General features: G+C 63.6%; 21 protein-coding genes and 2 riboswitches. Of the genes, 6 read left to right on the forward strand and 15 right to left on the reverse strand.

Translation table 11 applies throughout. The annotated features are described in order from the left end of the window. Nucleotides 1-47 precede the first annotated feature (47 nt). The 3 genes from BBA01S_RS20785 to BBA01S_RS20795 all read right to left on the reverse strand — a co-directional run bounded on the left by BBA01S_RS20785 (nt 48) and on the right by BBA01S_RS20795 (nt 3,355). Nucleotides 48-2,321: a phosphocholine-specific phospholipase C gene (locus BBA01S_RS20785; RefSeq protein ID WP_027818148.1), complete on the reverse strand. Its 2,274-nt coding sequence runs from the start codon at nt 2,319-2,321 to the stop codon at nt 48-50. Between the two features lie 100 nt (nt 2,322-2,421). After that, entirely contained in the window at nt 2,422-2,601 is a 180-nt protein-coding gene (locus tag BBA01S_RS46900; protein ID WP_156966010.1) for a hypothetical protein, read from the reverse strand. A 211-nt stretch (nt 2,602-2,812) separates the two neighbouring features. Next, nucleotides 2,813-3,355: a cysteine hydrolase family protein gene (locus BBA01S_RS20795; protein ID WP_027818149.1), complete on the reverse strand. Its 543-nt coding sequence runs from the start codon at nt 3,353-3,355 to the stop codon at nt 2,813-2,815. A 451-nt stretch (nt 3,356-3,806) separates the two neighbouring features. Here BBA01S_RS20795 and BBA01S_RS41985 point away from each other — a divergent pair, with 451 nt between their 5' ends. Continuing rightward, on the forward strand, nt 3,807-4,685 hold the full coding sequence (locus tag BBA01S_RS41985) for an IclR family transcriptional regulator (protein WP_042297600.1): 879 nt from the start codon (nt 3,807-3,809) through the stop codon (nt 4,683-4,685). A 21-nt stretch (nt 4,686-4,706) separates the two neighbouring features. Here BBA01S_RS41985 and BBA01S_RS41990 read toward each other — a convergent pair whose 3' ends face one another. Further along, on the reverse strand, nt 4,707-6,815 hold the full coding sequence (locus tag BBA01S_RS41990) for a putative bifunctional diguanylate cyclase/phosphodiesterase (RefSeq protein WP_042297601.1): 2,109 nt from the start codon (nt 6,813-6,815) through the stop codon (nt 4,707-4,709). Nucleotides 6,816-7,267: 452 nt separating this feature from the next. Between BBA01S_RS41990 and BBA01S_RS20810 the strand changes: the two genes are divergently transcribed. After that, nucleotides 7,268-8,431, forward strand: coding sequence for an alpha/beta hydrolase family protein (locus tag BBA01S_RS20810; RefSeq protein ID WP_052391816.1), 1,164 nt, complete (start codon nt 7,268-7,270; stop codon nt 8,429-8,431). Nucleotides 8,432-8,436: 5 nt separating this feature from the next. Here the strand turns inward: BBA01S_RS20810 and BBA01S_RS20815 are convergent, their stop codons facing one another. Further along, complete coding sequence (locus BBA01S_RS20815) at nt 8,437-8,958, reverse strand: cysteine hydrolase family protein (protein ID WP_027818151.1); 522 nt, start codon at nt 8,956-8,958, stop codon at nt 8,437-8,439. A 247-nt stretch (nt 8,959-9,205) separates the two neighbouring features. Between BBA01S_RS20815 and BBA01S_RS20820 the strand changes: the two genes are divergently transcribed. Beyond that, nucleotides 9,206-11,056 (forward strand): acyl-CoA dehydrogenase, encoded by a 1,851-nt coding sequence (locus BBA01S_RS20820; RefSeq protein ID WP_027818152.1) that lies wholly within the window; start codon nt 9,206-9,208, stop codon nt 11,054-11,056. Nucleotides 11,057-11,160: 104 nt separating this feature from the next. Here BBA01S_RS20820 and ugpB read toward each other — a convergent pair whose 3' ends face one another. The 8 genes from ugpB to BBA01S_RS46905 all read right to left on the reverse strand — a co-directional run bounded on the left by ugpB (nt 11,161) and on the right by BBA01S_RS46905 (nt 19,839). Next, nucleotides 11,161-12,447: a sn-glycerol-3-phosphate ABC transporter substrate-binding protein UgpB gene (ugpB, locus tag BBA01S_RS20825; protein ID WP_156966021.1), complete on the reverse strand. Its 1,287-nt coding sequence runs from the start codon at nt 12,445-12,447 to the stop codon at nt 11,161-11,163. A gap of 164 nt (nt 12,448-12,611) precedes the next feature. After that, nucleotides 12,612-13,862, reverse strand: a complete 1,251-nt coding sequence (locus BBA01S_RS20830; protein WP_027818154.1) for a voltage-gated chloride channel family protein — start codon at nt 13,860-13,862, stop codon at nt 12,612-12,614. Between the two features lie 79 nt (nt 13,863-13,941). After that, nucleotides 13,942-14,014, reverse strand: a riboswitch (Fluoride riboswitch). Nucleotides 14,015-14,069: 55 nt separating this feature from the next. Further along, entirely contained in the window at nt 14,070-15,182 is a 1,113-nt protein-coding gene (gene gspK, locus BBA01S_RS20835; protein WP_027818155.1) for a type II secretion system minor pseudopilin GspK, read from the reverse strand. 2 nt (nt 15,183-15,184) lie between these two features. Beyond that, on the reverse strand, nt 15,185-15,877 hold the full coding sequence (locus BBA01S_RS20840) for a PulJ/GspJ family protein (protein ID WP_027818156.1): 693 nt from the start codon (nt 15,875-15,877) through the stop codon (nt 15,185-15,187). After that, a complete protein-coding gene (gene gspI, locus BBA01S_RS20845; protein ID WP_027818157.1) occupies nt 15,855-16,250 on the reverse strand; it encodes a type II secretion system minor pseudopilin GspI in 396 nt (131 codons plus the stop codon). The genes BBA01S_RS20840 and gspI overlap by 23 nt, the downstream gene beginning before the upstream one ends. Then, nucleotides 16,231-17,664, reverse strand: coding sequence for a cytochrome-c peroxidase (locus BBA01S_RS20850; RefSeq protein WP_027818158.1), 1,434 nt, complete (start codon nt 17,662-17,664; stop codon nt 16,231-16,233). The genes gspI and BBA01S_RS20850 overlap by 20 nt, the downstream gene beginning before the upstream one ends. A gap of 133 nt (nt 17,665-17,797) precedes the next feature. Then, entirely contained in the window at nt 17,798-19,525 is a 1,728-nt protein-coding gene (locus BBA01S_RS20855) for a phospholipase C (protein ID WP_084162412.1), read from the reverse strand. Between the two features lie 56 nt (nt 19,526-19,581). Continuing rightward, on the reverse strand, nt 19,582-19,839 hold the full coding sequence (locus BBA01S_RS46905; RefSeq protein ID WP_167336028.1) for a hypothetical protein: 258 nt from the start codon (nt 19,837-19,839) through the stop codon (nt 19,582-19,584). Between the two features lie 509 nt (nt 19,840-20,348). Between BBA01S_RS46905 and BBA01S_RS41995 the strand changes: the two genes are divergently transcribed. Further along, complete coding sequence (locus tag BBA01S_RS41995; RefSeq protein WP_084162386.1) at nt 20,349-22,481, forward strand: secretin N-terminal domain-containing protein; 2,133 nt, start codon at nt 20,349-20,351, stop codon at nt 22,479-22,481. Here the strand turns inward: BBA01S_RS41995 and BBA01S_RS47605 are convergent. Continuing rightward, nucleotides 22,454-22,609 (reverse strand): hypothetical protein, encoded by a 156-nt coding sequence (locus BBA01S_RS47605; RefSeq protein ID WP_167336029.1) that lies wholly within the window; start codon nt 22,607-22,609, stop codon nt 22,454-22,456. The two genes, BBA01S_RS41995 and BBA01S_RS47605, sit on opposite strands and share 28 nt — an antisense overlap. 98 nt (nt 22,610-22,707) lie before the next feature. Beyond that, complete coding sequence (locus BBA01S_RS46000; protein WP_027818160.1) at nt 22,708-22,974, reverse strand: DUF4148 domain-containing protein; 267 nt, start codon at nt 22,972-22,974, stop codon at nt 22,708-22,710. Between the two features lie 522 nt (nt 22,975-23,496). Here BBA01S_RS46000 and BBA01S_RS20880 point away from each other — a divergent pair. Both BBA01S_RS20880 and BBA01S_RS20885 read left to right on the forward strand, forming a co-directional pair. Then, nucleotides 23,497-24,672, forward strand: coding sequence for a porin (locus BBA01S_RS20880; RefSeq protein ID WP_027818161.1), 1,176 nt, complete (start codon nt 23,497-23,499; stop codon nt 24,670-24,672). Between the two features lie 173 nt (nt 24,673-24,845). Next, a riboswitch (yybP-ykoY riboswitch) is annotated at nt 24,846-25,035 on the forward strand. 62 nt (nt 25,036-25,097) lie between these two features. Then, complete coding sequence (locus BBA01S_RS20885) at nt 25,098-26,108, forward strand: sodium:calcium antiporter (RefSeq protein WP_027818162.1); 1,011 nt, start codon at nt 25,098-25,100, stop codon at nt 26,106-26,108. The last annotated feature ends 67 nt before the right edge of the window (nt 26,109-26,175 follow it).

Genomic DNA, 26,175 nt, shown 5'->3' on the forward strand with positions numbered 1-26,175 from the left:
ACGCGCCTCTTCGGAGGCGCGTTTTGTTTTTGAAGCGTGAGCGACGCTTAAGCGCCCGTCCCCATCGCCGGATCCGAAACCGAGTCCTTGCCCGTCTCGATGCGCCCCGCGAAGCGTCGCTTGAACGACGTCGATGCAGTGCACGTCACCACGAAGTCATACCAGTTGCCCGCATCGCTCACCGGCCAGCGCAGCTCGCCGATCGCGCCCGGCTGCACCGTGACGTTCCACGGGCCGTCAGTGCGATACGCCTTCGCCGCCGCCATGAACGTGCAGGCCTGGCTGCCGCGATTGTGCAGCTTCACCGCCACCGCCGTGCTGTCGCAAGGTTCGTAGCAGACCTGAATTTCCGGCTGGCTGGCCGCGTTCAGCTCGCCCAGCTTGCCGACGAACTCGCGGTGATAGCCATTCGGCCCGAGCACCCAGAGGTCATAGCTGCCGTTATCGGCGGACGGCAACGTCCAGGTGCCGTTGAGCGTCTTGCCCGCTTCCACCACGTAGCGGCGCGGCACCTGATCGAGGTGATTGCGGTCGTAGACGTGGAACACCGCGCCCGCGCCCAGGCTGCTGCTATTGGCGAACTGAAGCGTCACGGTGCCAGCGCTCGCATTCACCTGCGCGGTCGTGTGCAGTTCATAGGGCAGCGCGCGCGAGGCGCGCGTGCCGGTGGCCTGCGCGGGCAGTGTCGAAGTCGTGCTCGCCGCAGGCACGGCAATCGCGGCCGATGCAGCCTGCGCCAGCGCGAAATCGTCGGCGCCCACCTTGGTCGTGCGCCCCGAAAGCGTCGGCAGCGTGCCCGCATTCGGGTTGACGAAGTCGAAGCACGAGCTCAGGTCGCCGCAGATCGCGCGGCGATAGTTGCTGATCTGCGGCTCGGCCACGCCAAAGCGCTTTTCGAGGAACAGCAGCGTCGAGGTGTGATCGAACACCTGCGAATTCACGAAGCCGCCACGGCTCCACGGCGAGATCACCCAGAGCGGCACGCGCGGGCCGGGGCCGAAAGGCCGGCCGTCGATAGCGGGCTGATTGGCGGTCGCCGGCGTGTAGTTGTGATACTCCACGGCCATGTCGGCATCGGCGAGCGTGCTGCCGCCCGCCAGCGTCCCGTCCGCGTTGTGCGACGGCGCGGACGGCGGCGGCGCGTGATCGAAGAAGCCGTCGTTCTCGTCGTAATTGACGATCAGCACGGTCTTGCTCCAGACCTCCGGATTCGCCGTGAGCGCGTCCAGCACTTCCTGGATGTACCAGCCGCCTTGCGTGGGGCTCGACGGCCCCGGATGCTCGCTATACGCCGAAGGCGGAATGATCCACGACACCGCCGGCAGCGTGCCGTTCTGGATATCGTCGCGGAACGTTTCCAGGAAGCCTTGCGGCATGGTGTTGCCGAAGCCCTTGGCAAGCGGGCTGAGCGCATCGTCGATCGCCGGGTCGTAGAACGGGCCCGCGCTCGTCACGTCCTGCGTAATGCTTTCGGTCGCCACGTAGAGCGGACGGCGCGCCGTCGGCATCTGCTCGATGGCCTTGCGCCAGTGGCGAAAACTCATCATCTCGTTGCAGCCGAAATTGTCGATCAGGCTCTGGTAGACCTTCCAGCTCACGCCCGCCGTTTGCAGGCGGTCGGCATAGGTCGTCCACGTCCAGCCCGCCGTCGACGGGCCAATGTCGTTGCCGCCGTTGAATTCGTTGTTGAGCGCGGCCACGTTCACGCGGCTGTTGTCGCTCGGGCTCAGGCCGTTCGGGCCATTGGTGCCCGTCCAGTAATAGAGGCGATTGGCGATCGTGCCCGTGTGCATGCCGCAGTGGTACGAGTCGCACAGCGTGAATGCATCGGCCAGCGCGCGATGGAACGGCACTTCGGCAGTGTCGTAATAGCCCATCGACAAGGGCTTTTTCGATGTCGGCCACGCACTCATGCGGCCGTTGTCCCATGCGGCCTGCGCATCCGACCAGGTGTGCGGCGTGCTGCCCGCGCGCACCGCATTGCCCTTGGTTTCGTCGAGGTGATACGGAATCAGCGTGCTGGTCGCGCCCGCGTTCGTATAGCTCTGATAGAAGATGTTCGCGCCGTTGGGCGTCGGGATCGGGAACCGGTCGCCGTAGCCGCGCACACCCTTGAAGGTGCCGAAGTAACTGTCGAACGAGCGGTTCTCCAGCATCAGCAGGACGACGTGCTGCACGTCCTTGATGGTGCCCGTGACGTTGTTCGCGTCGATGGCGAGCGCGCGCAGGATCGCGGGCGGGAACGTGGAAAGCGCCGTCATGGCGGCGGCGGTGCCAAGCGAGTTGCGCAGGAAATTGCGCCGGGAGGAGCTGATGGTCATGCGGGGATATCGGTATCGATGTGAGGAACGCAAAGCGGTGACGTAGCGCGCGGCGGCGCCGATCGAACAATCGAATAATCGAACAATCGAACGTCGGGCTTTACGGCGCAGGTGCGCAATGCGCGGCAGTACAGGCAGCGTTGGCGGTTTCGCTGGCCGACGGCGTCTTGTCGTCGTTGCCGCCGCACGCAGCGACCAGCAGCGTGAGACACAGCGCGCCGCCGCCCAGCAGCGCCTTGCCGAATGTCGACCATTCCGGCAACAGGTTTTTCATTGTCATTATTGATCAATAGTCCGAAACGAATTCAAGCGACGCGATACGCGAGCTTCGTGTACGTATCCCGATGAAGACACACACGAAAACGTTGTCTGCGCAACGTTCGTCCGTGCGATCGGGTTCAGACTTTAGGCGTAATTTCTTGCAATATTGTGAAAGGATCACGACAGGGACGGATCGTGCCGACGATGTCCCTGTCTCTTCCTCCGCAGCGCTAGAACACAAAATCCCCAGTCCGCGCGAGCGTCACGAACGGGCCATTCAGCGTGCGATTGTGATGAGCGATGATGTCGCGCGCGTCCAGGCCGGGCGTATTCATCGTGGTGTGCGCGTCCTCGATCAGCACGGCGCGCAGGCCCAGGTCGAGCACGGCGCGGCAGGTCGAATCGACGCAGTACTCCGTCTTCATGCCCACGATCGCCAGTTCGCTCACGCCCGCATCGGCGAGCCGTTGCGCGAGATCCGTGCCCACAAAACAATTGGGCCGCGTCTTCATGAAGACGCTATCGCGCGCAGCATCCACATCGAGCCCGCTCACCAGTTTCGTCAGCTCGCTATCGGGCGCGAGGGGCGAACCGGCCGGGCCCGTGTGGCGCACGGCGAAGACCGGCGCACCGGCTTCGCGTGCACGAGCGATCAACGTGTTGATGTTGGCGAGCACGCGCGCGCCTTCATAAGGCGGCGGATTGCCGTTGAACAGGCCAACCTGCATATCGACAATCAACAAAGCGCGTCGGCTGGGGGCACTGGCTTGCATGGCGTTTCTCCTGGGTTTGCGTTCTTGTTAGCCGAAACAGACAGGAGAAAACGACAAGGCCCCGTCCGTTACCGGCGGGGCCTTGTGGCAGATACAGCAAATACGGATGAACCGAGTGCGCGTATCGACCTCACGACCCGCCAGAAGCGGTCGTGGTAGTCGTAGTCGTACGTGCGATGGCATGCAGGTTCATGCGAATGATGATGCAGGAATCGGACGTCTTGCGTCAACCCGCCGCGCCGGACTCGATCCCGGAAGTCCGAATTTCTGGAAACCACCCACACTTCATGCCGCATGCATTGCGACATAGCGTCGCAATTTCAAAAAAATGAGCCTGCCGTCTTAAATTGTTGTCCTGAATCAAGGACAAAAGCTAGAATGCCGGGTTTTCCCTTACAGCGCGCCTTTGTTCCGCCGCTGCACCAGCCTCATCCCGAAGAAGGAATCCGACATGAAAGACCCACTCGCCCGCGACCGCGAGACCGCCGCCCGCGCCGACGAGGCGGCCGATTCGTCCAGCGAGACCACGCTCGTGAGCGCGCTCGCACGGGGCATCCGGATCCTGCAATGCTTCTCGATGGGGTCGTCGGAGCTGTCGGCGCGCGAGCTGGTGGAGCGCACGGGCTTGCCCAAACCCACCGCCCTGCGGCTCATCAACACGCTGTGCGAATTCGGCCTGCTGCGCCATTCCGAGCGCATTTCGAAGTACGTCGTCGGCCCCGAGATGCTGAGTCTTGCCGCGCCCGCGCTCGGCCGCATGACGGTGCGCCAGATCGCGCGCCCGATGATGCAGGAGCTGGCCGACTACTGCCAGGGCCAGGTGAAGCTGGCCGTGGGCCAGCGCATGAACCTGGCTTACGCGGAAGTGATCCAGGGCGCGGGCAGCGCCGTGTATCGCGCGGAGATCGGCACGCGGGTGTCGCTGTCGCGCACGGCGGCGGGCCGCGCGTTCCTGTGGGCCGTGCCGCCTGCGTCGCGCGAGCAGTACCTGCAGGACACGCTCGCGCTCGATCCGGCCAAGGGCGACCTGCTCGCGCAACGCATCGTGCAGGCGCAGCAGCAGCTACGCGAGATCGGCTGCACGGTGTCGTACGGCGACATGCAGCGCGAGATCCATTCGGTGGCGATTCCGCTCGCCTCGCCGATCGACGACGAATACTGGGTGTTCAGCTGCTCGATTGCCGTGTTCAATCTCAACGGCAATCAGCTGATCGACGATATCGCGCCGCGCCTGATGTCGCTCGTGCGCCGCGTGGAGACGTCGCTGGGCAGCATGAGCGGCGGCGCGCACTACGCGCAAACGCAGCCCTGGGCGCTGGCGACGAACTAACTCGATCGGCGCAGCGGGCGCTCAGCTCGCTGCCGCCGTAACGGGCGCCGTCACCGCGGCCTCGACCGGCGCGCCCGACAGCGTCAGCTTGCCGCTGGCCACCAGTTGCGCGAGCGGCACCGGGCGGCCCAGCAGGAAGCCCTGCACCTCGTCGCAGCCTTCGCCTGCGAGCAGGTCGAGCTGGTCTTGCGTCTCGATCCCTTCGGCCAGCACCGGAATCCCCAGGCTCTTGCCGAGCGCCAGCACCGCGCGAATGATCGCCGTCGCCTGGCGGCTCGATTCGGCTTCGCTCACGAACGACTGATCGAGCTTGATCTTGTCGAACGGGAACGAGCGCAGCGTGTCGAGCGACGAATAGCCCGTGCCGAAGTCGTCGAGCGCGAGGCTCACGCCCAGCGCCTTGATGCGCTGAAGCGTTTCGAGCGAGCGCTCGCGATCCGCGAAAATGGTCGATTCGGTTAGTTCGAGTTCGAGCCGCGAAGGCGGCAGCCCCGTTTCTTTCAGCACCTCGTCCACCAGCGAAGGCAGGTCGGCGTGCGCGAACTGCACCGGCGACAGGTTCACCGCGACCTTGCAAGGCGGCTGCCAGGTGACGGCGCGCGAGCACGCTTCGCGCAGCACCCAGGCGCCAATCGCGAGAATCAGGCCGTTTTCCTCGGCGAGCGGAATGAACACGCCCGGCGAGATAAAGCCCTGGCGCGGATGCTCCCAGCGCAGCAGCGCCTCGTAGCCGCAGATCTCGCCGCTGGCTATCGACGTCTGCACCTGGTAATGCACGCTCAGTTGCCCGCGCGAGAGCGCGTCGCGCAGGTCGGCCGCCAGCGAGCGGCGCGCGCGCGCCGTCTCGTCCATCTTCGGCTCGTAGAAGCACACCGAACGCGTGAGATCCGCCTTCGCACGGTACATCGCGAGATCGGCGTTATTGATCAGCACGGTCTTGCTGGTGGCGTCGTCCGGATAGATCGCCACGCCCATGCTCGCGCCGGACATCACTTCCCAGTCGTCATAGCGGATCGGGCGGAACAGCGCCGCCTCCAGCCGGTGCAGGAAGTCGTCGAGCGTCTCGCGGCGCGAGAAACGGCGCAGCGCGACGAACTCGTCGCCGCCCACGCGCGCGACGAATTCGTCGTCGCGCACGAGGCTCTTGAAACGCAGCGCCAGGATGCGCAGCACTTCGTCGCCCGCGTGGTGGCCGCGCAGGTCGTTGATGTCCTTGAAGCGGTTCAGGTCGATGCCCACCAGCGCGAACTTGCCGCCGTGATCGGCCGTGCGCGTGATTTCGGCGTCGAGGCGCTCGTTGAAACCGGCGCGGTTCGGCAGGCCGGTCAGCATGTCCGAGAGCGCCATCGTGCGCAGGTGTTCGACCGATTCGGCGCGCACGCTGTCATCGAGCAGGTAGCTCACGAGGCCCGCGCCCGCGATGATGAAGGCCATTCCCGCCACCGCCAGCGCGAGCGCCTCAAGCGCGGCGGAGTTGGCGACGTGCGGGTCGATGGCGAGCGGCTCGATCTCGAACGCGCACATGCCGATGAAGTGCAGCGTCGCGATGGCGGTGGCGAGCAGGGTCGCGACCGCGCCCACCTGGCCGCGCGGGCCAAGGGCCTTGCCGCCGATTTTGGCCTCGCCGGGCTTGCGCGCCGCCTGATCGAACGCGAGCGCACCGAAGACCACCGAGAACGCAATCGAGACCACCAGGTACAACCGGTTCCACGTGACGATGCCTTCGACGCGATAGGCCGTCATGCCCGTGTAGTGCATCAGCGAGATGGCGAGCCCGACCAGCGCGCCGCCGATCGCGGGCGCGGCGCGCGTGAAGCCGCTGCACGCCACGAAGATGCCGACAAAGCTGCCGACCAGCGCGATCAGCAGCGACACGATGGTCAGCACCGGATCGAAGCTCACCGGCACGCCCGGCTCATAGCCGAGCATCGCCACGAAGTGCGTGCACCAGATCGCCACCGCCGCCGTGGTGGCCGCGAGAAACTGCCAGCCCGCGCGCTGCATGCCGCGTGTGGAGAATGCCCGGCGCACGAGGCGCGCCGTCACCCACGAGCCAGCGCCGCAGATCAGCACGGCAACGATAACGAGCCATGGATTGTGCTTCGTTACGATGCAGCCCAGCACGTTCATCACGGGAAGGCCTCCTTTAAGCCTGAATACATTGGCGATTTCATGAGTTCGCGCTCAGTTCGCGCTCAGTTACCGCACAGTTAGCGCTCGATTCGCGCGCAGGGGCGCGACGATATCACGGCGCGGCGCCTGGATTGCACCAAAGCGTCGGCCAATGTCGAAACGGGAAGTTCGGGACGGGCCGGTCGCGCGCGACGCGCACGCAGCCCGTTCGCCAGTCTACGGCACCTATGCCGCATAACTTTATAAAGCCCCTTTTTATTCGTGTCTTTGCAAACGTTTGACGTGAAAAACCAGGCGAATTGTTTTGATTTTTGGCCCCGGACGGCAAAAAACCGCCATGTGGCGAAAGCGCATTTCGCTTCTTCAATAGAATCGGGCTCCGTAGCAATTAGCGTCAACCAGGATCAGTCGGGATCAATTCGGATCAATCAGATGCCGGGGGGGTGAGCATGCCGCGTGTTCTTGCTGCCGTTGGATCGCTTCGCGCGCTGGCGTTGCTTTGCGTCGTCGCGCTGCTAGCCGGGCGAGCGCCTTCGGCTCATGCCGACGAATCCGCCGATCCGCCGCCCTGGCACGTCGGCCTGACTTCACGCGTGATCCACCCGGACGTCGCGCGCAACTGGCGCGGCGCGGCCACGCAGGCGCTGCTCACCCAGATCTGGTATCCCGTCGCGCTCACCACGCCCGAAACGCCGCGCGATATCGGCAAGCCCGGCGCGCCGCTGTTTCGCGGCCATCCGGTCGCCAGCGACGCGCCGCTCGCCGGCGACGCGAGCGCGCGCTACCCGCTCGTGCTGCTGTCGCACGGCACCGGCGGCAGCGCCAACGACCAGGACTGGCTCGCCAGCGCGCTGGCCGCTCACGGTTATATCGTCGCGGCCGTCAATCATCCGGGCAATAACGAACTCGAACCGCTCACGCGCGAAGGCTTCCTGCTCTGGTGGGAACGCGCGAGCGACCTGAGCAACGTGCTCGACGCTTTATTGGCCGATCCGGCGCTTGGGCAGCATATCGACCAGGCGCGTATCGGCGCGGCCGGTTTCTCGCTGGGCGGCTATACGGTGCTGGAACTCGCGGGAGCGCGCACCGACGTGCACGCGCTGGAAGCGTTCTGCGGCTCGCCGCAGGCCGATGCGATCTGCCACCCGCCCGAAGCGAAACGGCTGGCCGGTAGCGCGAGCGATGCAAGCGGTGCAGGCGTGCCGCTGCTCGCGCCCACGCCGGAGATGCGCGCCTCGTTCGCGCGCTCGGGGGACTCGTATCGGGACAAACGCGTGCGGGCCGTGTTCGCCATCGCGCCCGCGCTGGGCGAAGCCTTCGACGCCGACGCTTTCAGGGACGTCACGATTCCCGTCGCCCTGCTCGCGGGCACCGACGACGTGACCGTGCCGCCCGACACCAACGTGCGCCGCATCGCGGGCTTCCTGCCGCAAGCGAGCCTGACGATGGTGCCGGGCGCATCGCATTACACGTTTCTCGCCACCTGCCTGCCCGCGGTGACGCAAAGGCTCGCGCGCATCTGCAAGGACGGCGCGGGCGTGGATCGCGACGCGGTGCATGCGCTCGCGTCAAAGGCAGTGCTGACCTTCTTCGCGCGCAACCTGGCGAAATAACGCGATCAGATCACCGCTTCCGAAGGCGCCAGCGTCACGCGCGTCGACAGTGCGCTGAGCGCGATTGCGTGGATCATCTGGCTGACCGTGGTGCAGGCGTCGCTGAGCACGGTCACTTTCTTGTAGTCGTCGGCGCGGCGGGACAGCGCCGTATGCGTCACGCAGTTCTGCGTCATCATCCCGCACAGGATCAGTTCGTCGACGCCCAGGCGCTGCAAGGTGTCGTGCAGCGTGGTGCGCTCGAAGGCATCGGCGAACTGCTTGACGACCACCGGCGCGTCGGGCGCGGCCGCCTGGATGCGGGCGTGCGTTTCGACGCCCACCGTGCCTGCGTTGAAGAACGGCGCGTTGCCCTTGGCGGCGTCGGCGACATGCTGGACGTGGATCACCGGCATGCCCTTCGCCTGCGCCCGGCCGATGGCGCGCTCGACCACGGCGAGCGTGGCGTCGGCGTTCCAGAGCTCGAATGCCCCGCCGGGGAAATAGTCGTTCTGGAGGTCGATGACGATCAGCGCGGGTTGGCTCATGCGAAGGCTCCTGGTCTTTTAGTTGAGAGTGCGGGAAAGATGTAAACGCAGCGTAAGCGCGATGCGCAAGCAAGGGCAAAAAATCCCGCGCCCAGTCTACGCGAGCGCGGCGCGCATCGCTCTTTCCAGGGCGCAATCGCCGCGCGTGAAGAATCGAAACCCACGGTAAAAACCCAATAGCACGATCGTTCTATTTTAGTGTAGGCTGGCGCTCTCACTCGTCACCTTCTTCGCGAGACCGCCCGCCATGTCGCTGATCTTCTCCCGCCGTGACCTGAATTTCCTGCTCTACGAATGGCTCGATGTCGAGCGCCTCACGCGTATCGCGCGCTACGCCGATCATTCGCGCGAGACCTTCGACGCCGCGCTCGATACCTGCGAGAAGATCGCCACCGACCTGTTCGCCCCGCACAACAAGAAGAACGACCAGCACGAGCCGCACTTCGACGGCGAGACCGTGACCATCATTCCCGAGGTCAAGACCGCGCTCAAGGCGTTCTGCGAAGCGGGCCTGATGGCCGCGGGCCAGGACTACGAATACGGCGGCATGCAGTTGCCGCTGGTGGTCGAAAAAGCCGGCTTCGCCTGGTTCAAGGCCGCCAACGTGGGGTCGAGCGCCTATCCGTTCCTCACCATCGGCAATGCGAACCTGCTGCTCGCGCACGGCAGCCAGAAGCAGATCGACACCTTCGTGAAGCCCGAACTCGAAGGCCGCTACTTTGGGACGATGTGTCTTTCCGAGCCGCAGGCGGGGTCGTCGCTTTCGGATGTCGCCACGCGCGCCGACTTTGAGGGCGAATCGCCGCTGGGCGCGCAATACCGGCTGCGTGGCAACAAGATGTGGATTTCGGGCGGCGAGCACGAGCTGTCGGAAAACATCGTGCATCTGGTGCTCGCGAAGATCCCGGGCCCGGACGGCAAGCTGATTCCCGGCGTGAAGGGCATTTCGCTGTTCGTGGTGCCGAAGTATCTCGTCAACGAAGACGGCACGCGCGGCGAACATAACGACGTCGTGCTCGCGGGCCTCAATCACAAGATGGGCTATCGCGGCACCACGAACTGCCTGCTCAACTTCGGCGAAGGCACGAAGTACACGCCGGGCGGGCGCGCGGGGGCGATCGGTTATCTGGTGGGCGAACCGCATCGGGGTCTCGCCTACATGTTCCACATGATGAACGAGGCGCGCATCGGCGTGGGCCTGGGCGCGACGATGCTCGGCTATACCGGCTATCTGCACGCGCTCGATTACGCGCGCAATCGTCCGCAAGGGCGCGGCATGGGCGCAGCCGGCAAGGATCCGGCGTCGCCGCAGGTGAAGCTGGTCGAACACGCCGACGTGCGGCGCATGCTCCTCGCGCAAAAGAGCTACGTGGAAGGCGCGCTCGCGTTCACGCTGTGGTGCGCGCAGCTCGTGGACGAAGCCAACGCCATCGAAGACGATGCGGCGCGCGCCCCGCTCACGTTGCTGCTCGACCTGCTCACGCCGATTGCGAAAAGCTGGCCGTCGCAGTGGTGCCTCGCGGCCAACGATCTGGCGATCCAGGTGCATGGCGGCTACGGCTACACGCGCGAATACAACGTCGAGCAGTTCTATCGCGACAACCGCCTCAATCCGATTCACGAAGGCACGCACGGCATCCAGGGCCTCGACCTGCTGGGCCGCAAGGTGACGATCCAGGACGGAGCGGCGCTCAAGCTGTTTGTGCAGCGCGTGCAGGCGACGCTCGATCGCGCACGCTCGAACGGCGATGCGCAGGACGCCGCACACGCGCGCGCACTGGACGCAGCGCTTGGGCGTCTGGTGGAGGTCACGCGCGCGCTGTGGGCGGCGGGCGACCCGAACGTGACGCTTGCGAATGCTTCGGTGTACCTGGAAGCGTTCGGCCATGTCGTGATCGCGTGGATCTGGCTGGAGCAGGCGGTGGCCGCACGCGCCGCGCTCAAGAGCGCACACGGCGACGACGCGGACTTCTATCGCGGCAAGCTCGCGGCAGCCACGTACTTCTTCGCGTGGGAACTGCCGAAGACCGCTGCGCAATTCGATCTGCTCACCTCGCTCGATCGCACGACGCTCGACATGCAGGACGCGTGGTTTTAAGCCCGTATTAGACACGTCCAATAGCCGATAAAAAACGGCGCGATGTCCATTTAAGGACATCGCGCCGTTTTCGTTTTGCATGGTGCGCGGTGCTTGCGACGTGCTTAGCCGCCCTGCTTTTCGAAGCGCCTCAGCAATTCATTGCCGCGAGAGTTAGCGGAATCGAGCGCCTGCTGCGGCGTCTTGCTGCCCGTCCACACCTGCTCCAGTTCCTCGTCCACCACCGTGCGGATCTGCGGCATGTTGCCCAGACGCAGCCCCTTCGTGTACGGCAGCGGCGGCTTGTTGAGCATCTGCTTCGTGGCAGTATCGGCGCCCGGATGCGCGGCGTAGAAGCCCTGCTTGCGCGCGAGATCGTAGGCCGCGGTCGTCACCGGCAGATAGCCCGTATCCTCGTGCCATTTCGCGGCCACGGCGGGCGACGTCAGGTAGGCGAGAAACTTCGCGACGCCCTTATAAACTTCGGGATTCTTGCCCGCCAGCACCCACAGGCTCGCCCCGCCGATGATGGCGTTCTGCGGGGCGCCCTTCACGCTCGGGTCATAGGGCATCATGCCGGTGCCGAACTGGAATTTCGCATACTTCTGCACGTTGGCCAGCGCGCCGGACGAGCCCATCATGATCGCGCAATCGCCGCTATAAAACTTGGCCGTGGCCTCGTCCTTGCGGCCGACATAAGTGAACGTGCCGTCCTTCGCCATCTTCTGCAAAAAGGCGATATGGGCGACCTGGAGCGGCTTGTTGATTTCGAGTTCGGCGTCCGCGCCATCGAAACCGTTATTGCGCGTCGCGATCGGCGCAGCGTGCCAGGCGCTGTAATTCTCAATCTGGATCCAGCCCTGCCAGCCGGTCGTGAAGCCGCAGTTCAGGCCTGCGGCCTTGAGCTTCGCGGCATCGGCGGCGACTTCGGGCCAGGTTTTGGGCGGCGCATCGGGATTCAGGCCAGCTTTCCTGAACGCGTCGCGGTTGTAGTAGAGCAGCGGCGTCGAGCTATTGAAGGGCATCGAAACAAGGTGCCCCGTTTTCGCATCGCCGTAATAACTGGCGACGGTCGGCACGAAGGCCTTTTCGTCGAACGGCACGCCTGCGTTCTTCATCACGTCGTAGACGGGCACGACGGCCTTCTTCGCCTGCATCATCGTGGCCGTGCCCACTTCGTAGACCTGAAGAATCGCGGGGGCGTCGCCGCTGCGATAAGCGGCAATGCCGGCCGCGAGCGTCTGGTCGTAAGTGCCCTTGAAAACCGGCACGATCTTGTAGTCGCTCTGCGACGCGTTGAACTGCTGGGCGATTTCGTTCACGCGTTCGCCCAGTTCCGACTCCATTGCGTGCCAGAACTGGATTTCGGTGGGCGCGGCATGCGCCGCCTGCACGCCGGATGCGAACAGCATCGCGGCGCCCAGTGCGCGCGCGGCGCCTCTTAGCGTATGACGTGGTTTCGTGCGCAACTTCTCGTGCTTTCTCATCGGGCTCTCTTCCTGAACGGGGATGTCGATACGGGATGGCGAAACACAAAGCTGCGCAAGGTTAGCATAGCGATATGGCGCGAATGTGCTTATTGCACTGCTTCAGACTGGTGCTTGCGATGCTTGCCATGCCCGATGCGCTGCGCGCGATAAATGCCCGTGTGCCCGGAAAACAGATAAGCGCTCACGCAGCCGATTGCCGCCAGCGGGCCGATATCCGCGCCGAACAATTCGACGGCCATGAGCGTCGTGGCAATCGGCGTATTGGCCGCGCCCGAAAACACGGCGACAAAGCCAATGCCCGCCATCAGTGCAAACGGCATATGCAGCAGCGGAGCGAGCGTATTGCCAAGCGTCGCGCCGATATAAAAAAGCGGCGTGACTTCTCCACCCTTGAAGCCCGTGCCGAGCGATGCAATCGTGAAGACGAATTTGCCCAGGCTGTCCCACGGCTGCATCGGCATCTGGAAAGCGCGCACGATATCGGGGATGCCCAGGCCGATGTAGTGGTACGCGTCCAGCGCCCACACCGCCGTCGCGACCACCATACCGCCGCACAGCGGGCGCAACGGCGCATACGCGATATGGCGCTTCACGAAAGCCCCCAGGCGATGCGTGCAGGTCGCGAACGCCATGCCGACCAGTCCGAACACAATCCCCGCAAGCGCCACGGCGATCACGCTGCCGAAGCCCACCGGCACGATCGGCCCAATCGCGTAGTGCACGTGATGAACGCCCCATGTGAGGCACACCTGGTCGGCGACGATGCCCGCGACCACGCACGGAAAGATCGCGTCATAGCGCATGCGCCCGATCGCCAGCACCTCCAGCCCGAATACCGCACCCGCCAGCGGCGTGCCGAACACGGACGCAAAGCCCGCACTCATCCCCGCCATCAGCAGCACGCGGCGGTCTTCGTGGCCAAGGCGAAATACGTGCGTCAGTTGATCCGCGAGCGCACCGCCCATCTGCACCGCCGTGCCTTCACGCCCCACCGACGCGCCGAACAGATGCGACACGATAGTGCCGCCCAGCACGAGCGGCGCCATGCGCAGCGGCACGACTTTCTTCGGATCGTGGATTTCGTCGATGAGCAGGTTGTTGCCCGCATCGACGGGCTTGCCGAGCCGGTTATAGATCCAGCCGACCGCAAAACCTGCTAGCGGCAGCAGCCAGATCGCCCAGCGATGCGCTTCGCGCCACGAGGTCGCATCATCGAGTGCAAAGAGAAAAAAGGCCGACGCGCTGCCCGCAAGCGCAGCGACGAGACTGGCAATAAGCAGCCACTTGCCGAAATACGGCAGCAGTTCGAGTTGTTCAATACGGCGGAATCGATCCATTGGTCTTGTGCCTGAAAAACTACGGGCTGACCAGGGTGCGGGAGGTAGAGACGAGCGCCCACAGCTCCGACAATGGTCAGTAACTGTAGGCGTCATTAACCGCAGAACGAACGTGCGGTGGTTAAAGGAGGAACGCCATCTCCGAGGGCGTGACTATACACTAAAACGCCGCAGGCCCTGTAGCCCTCCAAAAAAGCCCGGCGCGCCTTATAGCTGATCCTGCACGCGCACGACGCGCGTCGCGTGCGTGAGCGGATCGCGCCAGACGAGTGTGGTGCGATCCACCTCGGCGCGATCGTGCTGCACGCCGCCGTGAATCAGGAAATAGCTGGTATTCACGTCGTAAAGCGATGAATCGAGCGTCACGCCTTCTACGCCCGCCGCTTCGAGCGCCAGCGACACGTCGCTCATATTACGGAAAAACACGGTCTGGCGGCGCGCCACGAATGCCTGCGCCTTCGCCAGCGTCATCTCTGGCACGATCGCGCTGAGCACCTCGGCGCTTGCCGTGTTCATGTTCACCGGCGTGGCGTTCGGCAAGACGGTAATGAACGGGCGCAATCGCGCAACGGCAGCCGGCGTGAAGCCAGGGATGTCGAGCAGCGCATCGGTATCGGTCATCAGCAGCGACGCCGCCTTGCTGTCCGCATCCGCGCCATCGTCGAGACCTGGGTTGTCGGTGAAGGTCGCGCCGTCTTCCTGGGGCTGCGCCGATGTACTCGATGTGCTGGTTTCGCTCGACGTGCCCGCGTTTTCGAAGCGCGTAGCGGAATGCGACAGCCCCGCGCGCACGTACAGCGCCGTCTTGCTCGCCAGTTGCCCATCGACGCCCAAGAGTTGCAGCAAGCGCTGAAACGCCTGCAATTGCGTGACGTTCACCTCCAGCACGCCAGGCGAGGGGTTCGACACGAGACTGCGCAGGTTGAAGCGCGACTGGGCGTCCTCGACCGTGCCGGTCAGCCATGTCGATCCCACCTGTGCACCATCGTCATCCATGTTGCCGATGAAATGACTCAAGCGCGTGCGCGCAACCGGCGTGCTCCACAGCCCGCCCAGATACGTGACGGACGGCAGCGTATCGGCCTCGGCGTGCAGCACGAGCCGTGTCCAGTCGAGCGCGCCGCGCGCGACCCATTGCGCCTGGCCGAGCAAACGCTGGTTCTCGATGCGCCTGACCTGCACCTGCTCGCGCCAGAGAATGCCCGACACCAGAATGGCCGCCAGCGCCATCACCAGCAGCGCGGTGATGATCGCCGCGCCGCGCTCACGGCGCGCTGCGTATCGTGTGTTTAGGGTGTTCCGCCTGCTTCGCGCGCCCATCGTCACTCTCCCACCAGGAATGCGCGGCTGACCGGCCGCTTGAGCGACGACGCGCTGATGCTCACCTGCACGCCCGTGACCGCGCGCGGCAGCGGCATAGTGGCGAGTTGCGGAATCGTCAGGTTGTTGTCGTTGGTCGCAATGGCGCTGCGCACGTCGTCCATGTGCGTCGTCCAGCCGGTCTTCGGCACGTACATGCGCACCTGGATCGCGCCCACGCCATTCATGAGCGGCACCGAACTCCACGTGACGTCCTCGCCTTTGCGCATGACGCGGCGAAGCTGGTTGAAGTTGCCGATCGGCGGCGACGCATAGCGGATCACGAGCCCTTCGGCGACGTGATAACGCACCACTTCAAGACGCGGCGCCATGCCCGCTGCCGCCGGATAGGTGCGCACGATCTGCAGGCCCGACGCGTCGGCGGCGACGGCGCTGCCGCCGGTTTCGTCGTCGGAAACCGCGAGGCGCGCGTCAATGCGCATCTGGTCGAACAGCTGCGCGAAAACACGCTCGTCGGCCATCGAGCGCGAGATCGCGTCGCGGCCTCGCGCAATGGCGTCCAGACCGCGCCACGCCAGCACCGCGACGACCGCAAGGATCGCCACCGCCACCAGCAATTCGAGCAGCGTGAAGCCGCTTTCCTGTGCATACGCACGCGTGAGCGTACGGCGCTTATAACGAACGGCTGGTTTCATCGTCGAACATCGTCATGAGTTGCGCCAGGTTGCCTTTATGTCCCGGCGCGGTGACGGAGATCTGCACGCGCCTGAACAACGGGTTCGGCGTAGTGCTCACGCTTTGCGTGCACATCAGGACGAGGTTGCCCTCCGAGCAGTCGAACTGCGTCACCCCCAGCGACGGCCACGCATGCGCGAGGCGCAGCTCCGCCAGTACGTTGTCGGCGCTCCAGCCCGCCAGCAAGCGCCGGTGCAAGTCGGCCTCGCTGGACGCCAGGTTGCCGACCGCCCGCATCGAAGCCGCCAGCGCCACGGCAATGATGGCGAGCGCCACAAGCACTTCGATCATCGTGAAGCCGCGTGACTTGCGCTTATTGCTCGTAGCCGTCATTCAACGTCTTCAGGAAGGCGATGATGTCGTCGATGTCCTGCTCCGACATTGCAGGTTTGTCGCCGAACTTGCGGTCGAACGGAGCATCGGCCACGTCGATATTCGCTGCGTACTTCGCGGGAATATCGTTGTACTTCTGCGGCCTGCCGCTCGCGTCATGCGGATAGATCTTGTCCGGAGCGGTTTCGCGCAGGTTGTAGAAGTCCATCACGTGCTTGAGGTCGTGATAGACGCCGTTGTGGAAAAACACCTGGCGGGTCGCGGAATTGCGCAGCGTCGGCGTGAGGAACATGCCGCAGTATTGCGTCTGGCTCGCGAGATCCTGGCGATACGGGCCGCAAATTCCCATGTCGAAGAACTTCGGATCCTTGTTTTGCGCCAGTTCCGCATTGCGCGGCACGCCCAGCGCTTCATATTGCGTGTCGGTGAAGAGCGGCGGCAGGCCGTCGCGGCCCGGCTGGCTCAAGTGGCAGCCCGCGCAGTTCGCCTTGTCCTGGTCATTGAAAAGACGCAGCCCGCGCAGTTCCGCCTGACTCAAGCGCGCCTTGCCCTCCAGCCAGTAGTCGTACTTGCTGTTGAACTCGTGGAACGATGCGTCTTCGATCTGGTAGCGGCTGACGGCGGACATCGCCTCGTCGACCAGCATCGACGACCCGGACGACACCGCGGGCCCGAACAGCTTCCTGAGCTTCGCGAGATACCCGCCGCGTTCGAGCTTGCGCGCGACTTCGGCTTCGCTCGTATTGGCCATTTCCACTGGATTGAACAGCGGCCCCATCGCTTGCGCCTGCAACGTGTCGGCGCGGCCATCCCAGAACAGGCCGCCTTGCGGCACCATCGCGGGCGCGGCGGGCGCGACGCCTGCATTCTTCTGCGCGCGCGTCACGCCTTGCGCCTGTTGCGCGGTCGTGGTGAGACTCACCGGCGCGACGTCCATGTCGGGCGCATCGGGGCCGATGCTGAAATTGGCCTGCCGATAAAGATACGCCAGCGAAGGCGGCGGACGGTAGCCGTGCTGCGTCATATCTGCACCGCCCAGTTGCACCGAAAGCGCGTTCGGCGGCCCATACGAATGCTGTGGGCTATGGCACGAGGCGCAGGACTGCGTGCCGGAAGCGGACAACGATTGATCGTAGAAAATCTGCTTGCCGATCTGCGCGAGCACGCTCAACGGCGCATTTTGCGGCTTCATCAGGTGAACCGGATGCGGATTCACCCCAAAGCGGTCTTCAAGCATGCCGCCGATGGCCTCCGGCATACGCTCGGGATGATTGAAGGCATAGGCGCCGCACGCCGCCAGGATCAGCAGGCCGGCAAGCGCAGCCCACAGCACGAAGCGATACCGCGCCCGCCCGGTGGAAGGCTTGTTGCCTCCCGTGGTTGCGTGCGCAACGACATTCAAACGAGAATTCATGATGACGACAACGAGAAGTTAACGCGCTACACAACGGCAAATCGAGCCAGCGCATCACGCTGGCTCGTCAGTACGGTCACGAACCGGATAAGCCCCGCCTGCGCGCATGACGCAGGCGAGGAACACAGCGCCGCTAGTTGGTGACCGATATGGCAGGCGCCGATGACAGTTTGGTGCCGAGGCTCGAATCCAGGTACAGCACGGAGTTGTTGCCGCTGCCGCTGAAATTGAACATGCCCAGGATGCTGCCCGCCGATGCGTCGAACGATCCGCTGCCGATGCGCGTGCCGCCCAGCCAGTTGTCCTCGATGAACCGCGTGATCGAGGCCTGCGTGATGGCCGTGCTGTCCACGTAATTGCTCCGCGCCCACGGCGAGATCACGATGAACGGCGTACGCGTACCCGGGCCGCAGCGGCCATTGACCGGCGAGCCCGTGACGCCGAGCGGCGCGGTGCCCGTGCCGCAGGTGCTCGTGCCGTTCAGGTAGTCGTTGGTCGAGTACGACGCGCTGGTCGGCGTGATGTACTGGTGGTCGTACCAGCCGTCCGAATCGTCATAGGCGATGATGACCGCGGTGTTCTTCCAGTCCGGCTGTTCTTCCAGGAAATTGACGACGTTGGTCACGAACGACTGCTCGTCCAGCGGATCCGAATTGCCCGGGTGCGCATCCTGGACGGCAGGCGCCTTCAGGAAGCTCACGGACGGGAAATTGCCCGCCTTCACCGCGGTATAGAAGTCGTTGACGTCGTACTGGTGATGAACCGGCGTGGACGTGCTGTCCTTCGGCTCGGTGTAGCCGATGTCGGCCGTCGAGGTCGGGCGCGTATGCGCCGGGTTCGACGTCGTCGTGTAGTACTGGAACCATGCATGGTGCGGCACATAGTCTACGACCGTCGAGTTCAGCACCGACGAATACGTGCTGCGGGTGCAGCCCGTCGTGCCGTTGGCGTTGGTCGTCGACAAATTGAAGCCGCCCATGAAGCCGCCCCACGTAATGCCCGCCGAATTCAGCAGGTCGCCGATGTTCTTGTTCGACGAGCTCATCGCGGCCGTGACCGTGGTGCTGCTGTCGTTCGAGATCGTGCAGGCGTCGTTGGTCGGGTCGAGGTCGCCAATCAGCGAGAAACCGTCTGCGCCGTCCGCGATCGCCTGCGTGCTCAGCGACGTGCCGCCGGAGATGGTCGTGCTGTTGGTGCTGGTGCCAGTCGTGAGCGTCACGCCGTTGGTCTGCCCCGAGATCACTTCGAGCGCGCCCGGCGTCGACGGCCCGAACGTCCCCGTATAGGCGTTGTCGTTCATCGCGAAGTGCTGCGCGTAGTTCCACATCGCCGTGACGGTGTTGCCGTCGAAGTAACCCATCACCATGCCCTTCGTGTCGAACACGCCCGAGCCGGTGGTGGTGGCCTTGCCCGTGTAGTAGGCAAACTCGTCCATCGCGCCATTGTCTTCAGCCTCCTGCTCGGGGCTGTAGTTATGGTTCTGCGAAGCGGTGTTGGCCTGGGCGCGGTCGATCCGGAACGGCTGGAGATACGCCGCCGTAATGCCCGAGATGGTGAGATTGGTGGCGTTATAGGAATTCGGGTTGTCGGTGAGCAGCGTGGTCGTCAGGCCGTTGACGGTCGGCGTGCCGGAGGCTGCGGTGAATGCGGGCTCGCCGGACGGGTTGTCCGCATTCGGATAGGTGCCGAAATAATGATCGAACGACTCGTTCTCGCCGTAGATCACCACAAGGTGCTTGATCGGCGTGGCGGTGGTCAGCGCGTCCTGCGCGCTCACCGTGCTTGTCGTGTTGCTGCCGCAAGCGGCCAGCCAATTTGCAGTGGCAGCCAACGCTATGGCTGTCCAGACGGTACGACGCATCACAATCCCCTTCTTATTGACGTAGATGTTTTTGTGTTGCCATTGCATTGCTTTTCTCAGGCGACGGAATCATGCAATTGCAATGTGACGTCGTAACGTAGGGTGCATTTCATCACCTTTCCTGCTTTATTTCCGAATCTTTCCTGCACCTCTTTTAATAATTCGTATATCGAATCAATAATCCGGGACTCACAGCTTGAAGAATTTGCGCAATACTTCGAAGCCGTTTTATCTCCAAGCGTGTGCGCCACGATGGCATGAAGGCGCAACGCCCGCTTCGGCCGGTAGCCGATGGAGCGAATCGTGAAACTCAAGGCTCTCTTTGCCCTCGTTGTATTGGGATGCGCGTCGTCGTTGGCGCTTGCCCAGCAGTACGACGGCGGCCCCGATACCGCTTCGGGCAAGCCGCCGCGCCCGCCTTGTGGCGGGCCTCCGCCCGGGCCGCCGCCCTCGCACGCAAAACCCGGCGATGCCCCGCCGCCGCAATTCAACGGGTCGGCGCCGCCGCATCATGCGGATGGCCCGCCACCTGACGGGCCGCCGCCCGGCTGTCACTGATATTTGATGTGTGCGCAACGGGCAGCGCATTCCTCGACGTTGCTGGCCGGTTGCGCAATGCGCTAATCCCTTCGCGATTTCCATTACCGTTTCTATCCCGATCGATTCGCTATCGCCATGATTCGTAAAGAAACGCGAATCCCGCCTTGCAAGAATTGTTAATCTGGCGATCGTTGGCCGTCACTCGCACGTCTTGTTGAAAAAATAGACTGCGACGCTTTTCGCCTTCCGGCGAGACATGTCGTCCCGCACAGCCAACGCAACAATGAATGAATCTCAACGCGGAACATCGGTTCCGCTCCTGCGCTCGACCAGACGACGGGCAACGCTACTCGCGGTGGGCGCGGTGGGCACATTACTCGCCTGCTATGCGCGCATCGCCGCCGCGACTGTAGTCATGAACTTCGCGCATGCGGATATCGGCGCAGTGGCGCACGCCATTGGCGAAGCGACGGGCAAGACCATCATCGTCGATCCGCGCGTCAAAGGTCAGATCGATCTGGTTTCCAGCGAGCCCGTTCCCGAAGACGAAGCGCTCAAGACCTTGCAGTCCGCCCTGCGTATGCGCGGATTTTCGTTGCTGCAAGATCACGGCGTCCTGAAGGTCGTGCCCGAAGTGGACGCAAAGAATCACGGCGTGCCCACTTTCGTCGGCAACCAGCCCGTCGCGAAGGGCGACCAGATCATCACGCAGGTATTTCAGCTTCATCGCGAGTCGGCCGCTACGCTGCAGCCGGTGTTGCGGCAACTGATTTCGCCGAACAACACGGTCACGGCGAACGCCAGCAACAACACGCTGGTCGTGACCGACTACGCGGACAACGTGCAAAGAATTGCCGCGATCATCGCGGGAATGGAAGCGGCTTCCGCACCGCACATCGCGGTCGTGCAACTGAACTTCGCGGATGCGACGGACGTTGCCCAGCAGGCCGCGAAAGTGCTGGATCTGAGCGGCATCGGCAATAGCGACCCGACGCAGAAAGTGGTCGCCACCGCGGACACGCGCAGCAACGCGATCATCCTGCGTTCGAGCAGCGCGGCCCGCCTGGACGAAGCACAGTCGCTCATCATCAAGCTCGATACGCCGACGCGCGCGCCTGGCAATATTCACATCGTCACCCTGCGCAACGCGGACGCCACCGAACTCGCCAAAACGCTGCGCGGCATCCTGGGACAATCGAGCGGCAGTAGCGATTCGCTGGCGAGCGCGGTGCTCGGTTCAAGCTCGCAAAGTTCTTCGGGGCTGCCCAACAGCAATGGCTCGCTGCCGCCGTTGCCGAGCGGATCAGACAGTTCGTCGTCAAAGAGCACGACGTCGTCGGGCTCCAGTAGCTCTACGGGAAGCGGCTCGTCACAATCGCATTCCGGCGACGATCAGGACGACAAGGGTTCGGGCGAAATCGTCGCGGACACCTCGACAAACTCGCTCATCATCACCGCGCCGGAACCGGTCTTCCGCAATCTCAGCACCGTGATTGCGCGACTCGATCAGCGCAAGGTGCAGGTGTATATCGAATCGCTCATCATGGAGGTCAATTCAGAAAAGGACGGCGAATTCGGTATCGAATGGATGACGACATCAGGCCTCGAATCGCTTGCCGAAACCACCACGGACGTCGGCGTCGTGGCGGGATTCGGGAATATTCTGGGCACCAAGGGCCTCTTTCGCGCGCTGCAAACGAATTCCGATGTGAATGTGCTGTCCACGCCGAGCCTCGTCACGCTCGACAATCACGAGGCGCGCATCCTGGTGGGCAGCAACGTGCCGATCGAATCCGGTTCCTATTCGACCAGTTCGTCGAGTTCTTCCGCTGCGAACGCCTTCAATACCTATAGCCGCACGGACGTTGGCGTCATCTTGAACGTGAAGCCGCAGATCAACGAAGGCGGCACCATCACCATGCAGGTTTATTCGGAAGATTCGAGCGTCGAAAGCGACACCTCCACCCAGTCCGGTGGATTTACGATCGACAAGCGCTCGTTGCAGACCACTATTCTTGCGGACGATGGGCAGATCGTCGCGTTAGGCGGTCTGATCAGCGACAGTTACACCAACGGCAATACGCGCACGCCGTGGATTTCGAAGATCCCCGTCATTGGCGCGTTGTTCAGGCACGAAACGAAAAGCCGCGAGAAGAAAGACCTGCTCATCTTCCTGCGGCCCGTTATCGTGAAGGACGGTGCGATGCTTCAGGCGATTGCCGCCGATCGCTACGGCTATATGCAGGCACGCTCCAATACGTACAAATCGGACAACTGGCTGATGAAGGACAGCACGGTGCCCGCGCTGCCGTCCACGGATGGCCAGTCCGGCGAGATCATCGACTTGACGCACGTACGGCAGGCCGCACATGCGTCAAGCGCTGCACCTCAGGAACCGAAGAACGGCACGCAGTAATCCGGCGGCCCGACGCAGTCGCCGGGGCCATTCGGTTGCGGATGCAGGTTGGCGCAGCCCGAGATGGCCGCCGTCGCCACGGCGCAAAGCGCCGCGCGCACGATGTAAGTGACAATGCGTGATTTCATGGGATCGAAACTCGGATGATTGGCCGCGATGCGAATGCCGTCACGTCGCGCGGCCAGGCCGGCATGACGGTTGCGTTCGATGACGTATCGGCGATGCGTCAGTGATGCGCGTAGAGCGTGCTATTCAGGGTCTTGAGCTGACCGTCGTTCTGCGCCTGCACAAGCTCGTGGTAGACCTGGGCGCGCGTGATATGCGCGTCGCCGTCGCTGTTCCATGCCGGCGCAGGCGCAGCGGCAGTATTGACCGCCGTAGTGGATGCCGGTGTTTGCTCCGCATGCAGGTCGCCCTGCGTACCTTGTGCATGCGCCAGCGCCGACATGGACACCAGCAAGACGGCAAGCGCGCCACTCCAACTCTTCTTCACTTCAGGCTCCTTTCCAGCCACCTGGCTGATGCCGTTAATCAATTCGTGCGGCAAGGATAGAGGCGCGAACCTGCGCGAATATCCGCAGGAAAATGAAGAAATGTTTAAGCGGGTGCTCATGCACGGCGTACGCTTGAATAAACGCCGATTCACTCAAGTGTCCTGATCGTCTGCGCCATGTTGAAATCACGGCGCGCGCCATTGTCGAGTCTTTCGATTGGCTTTTAAACACGCATCTTTCTGCGCCACGCCAGGCAGACATGGCGTCTTGCCACGCTACAGACAGCCGCAAATAGCCGCAAAAAAACAACACCTTCGCAGGCTATGCGCTTGCGGCACTGTCCAGACGGGCGCTACGCCGCGCTGCGTTTTTTGAAACTCAGTCTTTCAGGTTTTCAAATTCATCGATCAGGTGCGTTACGCATAATCGCCCCCTGAACCCGGCCGGCGTGCCTCCGCCGCCGCGATTCGATTTCATGAAGCGAATGCTCTCTCACGCAACTTTTTAATGAATATCCATCAATGAAAAAAACCACTCTCGCTCTCGCGGCAACACTGGCATCGCTCGCATCCGTCGCAGCCCACGCACAAAGCAGCGTCACGCTCTACGGCGCACTCGACACCTCGGTCGCGTTCTTCGGCAACCAGGCCGGCAAGAATGGTTCGGGCAACACGTTCCAGATGATGTCGGGCAATGTCTCGCCGAACCTCTGGGGCTTGAAGGGCACGGAAGATCTCGGCAACGGCCTGTCGGCGATCTTCAAGCTCGAGAGCGGCTTCAATATCGATAACGGCAAGCAGGGCCAGGGTAGCCGCATGTTCGGCCGTACCGCGATGGTGGGCCTGAATTCGAATACGGGCGGCACGGTGTCGCTGGGTCGCCAGTACGATCCGCTGATCGACCTGCTCCAGCCGATGACCGATGACGTCAACTTCGGCTCCGCGTTTGCGACGCCGGGCGACATCGACAACTACGACAACAGCTACCGCACCAACAACTCGGTCAAGTACACGAGCCCGAACTGGGCCGGCCTGCAAGTGAGCGCGATGTACGCGTTCGGCGGCCAGGCAGGCAGCATTGGCGCGGGTCAGACCTGGGCCGTCGCGGCGGCGTACAACCACGGGCCGTTCGGCTTCGGCGCGGGCTACTTCAAGGCCAACAGCAACAGCGGCAAGGCCGCGTCGTTCGACGGTCTCGACCCGAACACCGACGTCAACGTCGATTCGTCGGCGATCTCGGGCGGCTTCGTGTCGGCCAATTCGCTGCAGATCATCCGTGCGGTGGGCAACTACAACTACGGCCCGTTCCAGGTGGGCGTGAGCTACAGCAACGTCGACTACGCGAACTACGTGAGCGCAGCCGGTTCGAACAGCGACACGAAGTTCAACACGGGACAGTTCTTCCTGAACTACCAGGTCACGCCGATGGCGCTGCTGGGCTTCGGCTACAACTACACCAAGGGCAGCGGCAACGGCGTGAACGCCAGCTACAACCAGTTCACGCTGGGCGGCGACTACTTCCTCTCCAAGCGCACGGACATCTACGTGCTCGCGGGCTACCAGAAGGCCTCGGGCCACACGATCGACGCCGACACGGGCGCGCTCGTGAACGCGACGGCATCGTTCGGCGACTTCGGCAACGACGCGACGACGAACAAGCAGGCGATGGCGATGATCGGCGTGCGCCACCACTTCTGATCGGCGTTTTTTGGCTGATTCTCCAGGCTGATTCGTCAGACTGGAAAGCGGAACACGGCACGGCGCACGCAATGCGGCGCGCCGTGCCGCACGCGCATGGCGCCCCACAGGCGTCATGCGCGTTTTTCATGGTGCAGGTGCAACGCGCCGCGAAAATTCGGCAGCATCACGTTCCTACGCTATAATGCGCGGGTCTTAGGGGAGTAGTCTGCCTTGCGCGCAATGCGCGGGGCGCCGTCGTCAACATAATTGGCAGTTTTGCCATGGCGCCGGCAGCCGTTCTTCGGCCTGACGAGACCTATGACGTCGTCCCTTACACCCGGGCTGGGCGGGGGGATTGCGTCATTGGTCTATCCGTCCGGCCCGTGGAATATCACTACAACAATGTCCCTCAATTCCCGCTTCCATTGCCTGGAGCGTGCGTCATGATCTGGACGTTCGCCCTGCTCATTGCCGCTGCCGGCATCATCTATCTGTCCTGCGAGACGTTCGTCAATGGCGTCGAATGGCTCGGGCAGAAGCTCAATATCACGCAGACCGCCACCGGCACGATCCTGGCCGCGTTCGGCACAGCCTTGCCTGAGAGCGTGGTCACGCTCGTGGCCGTTGCATTCGGCGGCGATGCCGCGCACAAGGAAATTGGCATTGGCGCTGCGATCGGCGGCCCGCTCGCGCTCAGCACCATCGCCTATGCCGTGGTGGGCGTCGCGCTGCTCGCGACGGCCGCCCGCGCAGGCCGCGCCCGCGCAGGCACCGTGGACGCCGATACGCGCCGACTGCGCCGCGACCAGCTCTGGTTCCTCGCGATCTTCGTGGCGAAGATCGGGCTCGGCCTCGTGGTGTTCCACTTCAAGCCGCTGCTGGGCATTGCGTTTCTCGCGGCCTACGCGGTGTATTGCTGGAAGGAACTGAGCGACGACGGCGGCGAGCACGAGGAAGAAGGCGGCGATCTCGAACCGCTCAAGCTGCGCCCGCGCGACGCCAACCCGGCGATGGTGTGGATCCTTGCGCAGACTGTTGGCGCGCTGGTGGTGATCTTTTTCGCTTCGCACCTGTTCGTGCAGCAGATCAGCGCCGTGGGCCCGTGGCTTGGCTTGAGCCCTCAATTGACCGCACTGCTGTTCAGCCCGATCGCGACCGAACTGCCCGAAATCATGAACGCGATCATCTGGGTGCGCCAGGGCAAGGAGCGCCTCGCACTGGCGAACATCAGCGGCGCGATGATGATTCAGGCGACCATTCCCACGGCGTTCGGCCTGTTCTTCACGTCGTGGCACCTGGGCGCGCCGTCGATTCTCGCCGCCGTGATGACGATGCTGGCGATCCTGTTCCTGCAATGGTCGTTTCGCGCCCCGCAGGTCAAGAGCCGCCAGCTCACGCACGTGGGCTGGCTCTATGCCGTGTTCGCAGCGATGCTCTTTGTGATTCCGCAGTAATGCTGCGGTTATCGGTGCGCGTTTAAACGCCGCTTTGCATCGCGGCTCTAAACGCGCTTTAAACCTG

Origin of the sequence: Paraburkholderia bannensis NBRC 103871 (assembly GCF_000685015.1) — a bacterium.
GTDB lineage: Bacteria > Pseudomonadota > Gammaproteobacteria > Burkholderiales > Burkholderiaceae > Paraburkholderia > Paraburkholderia bannensis.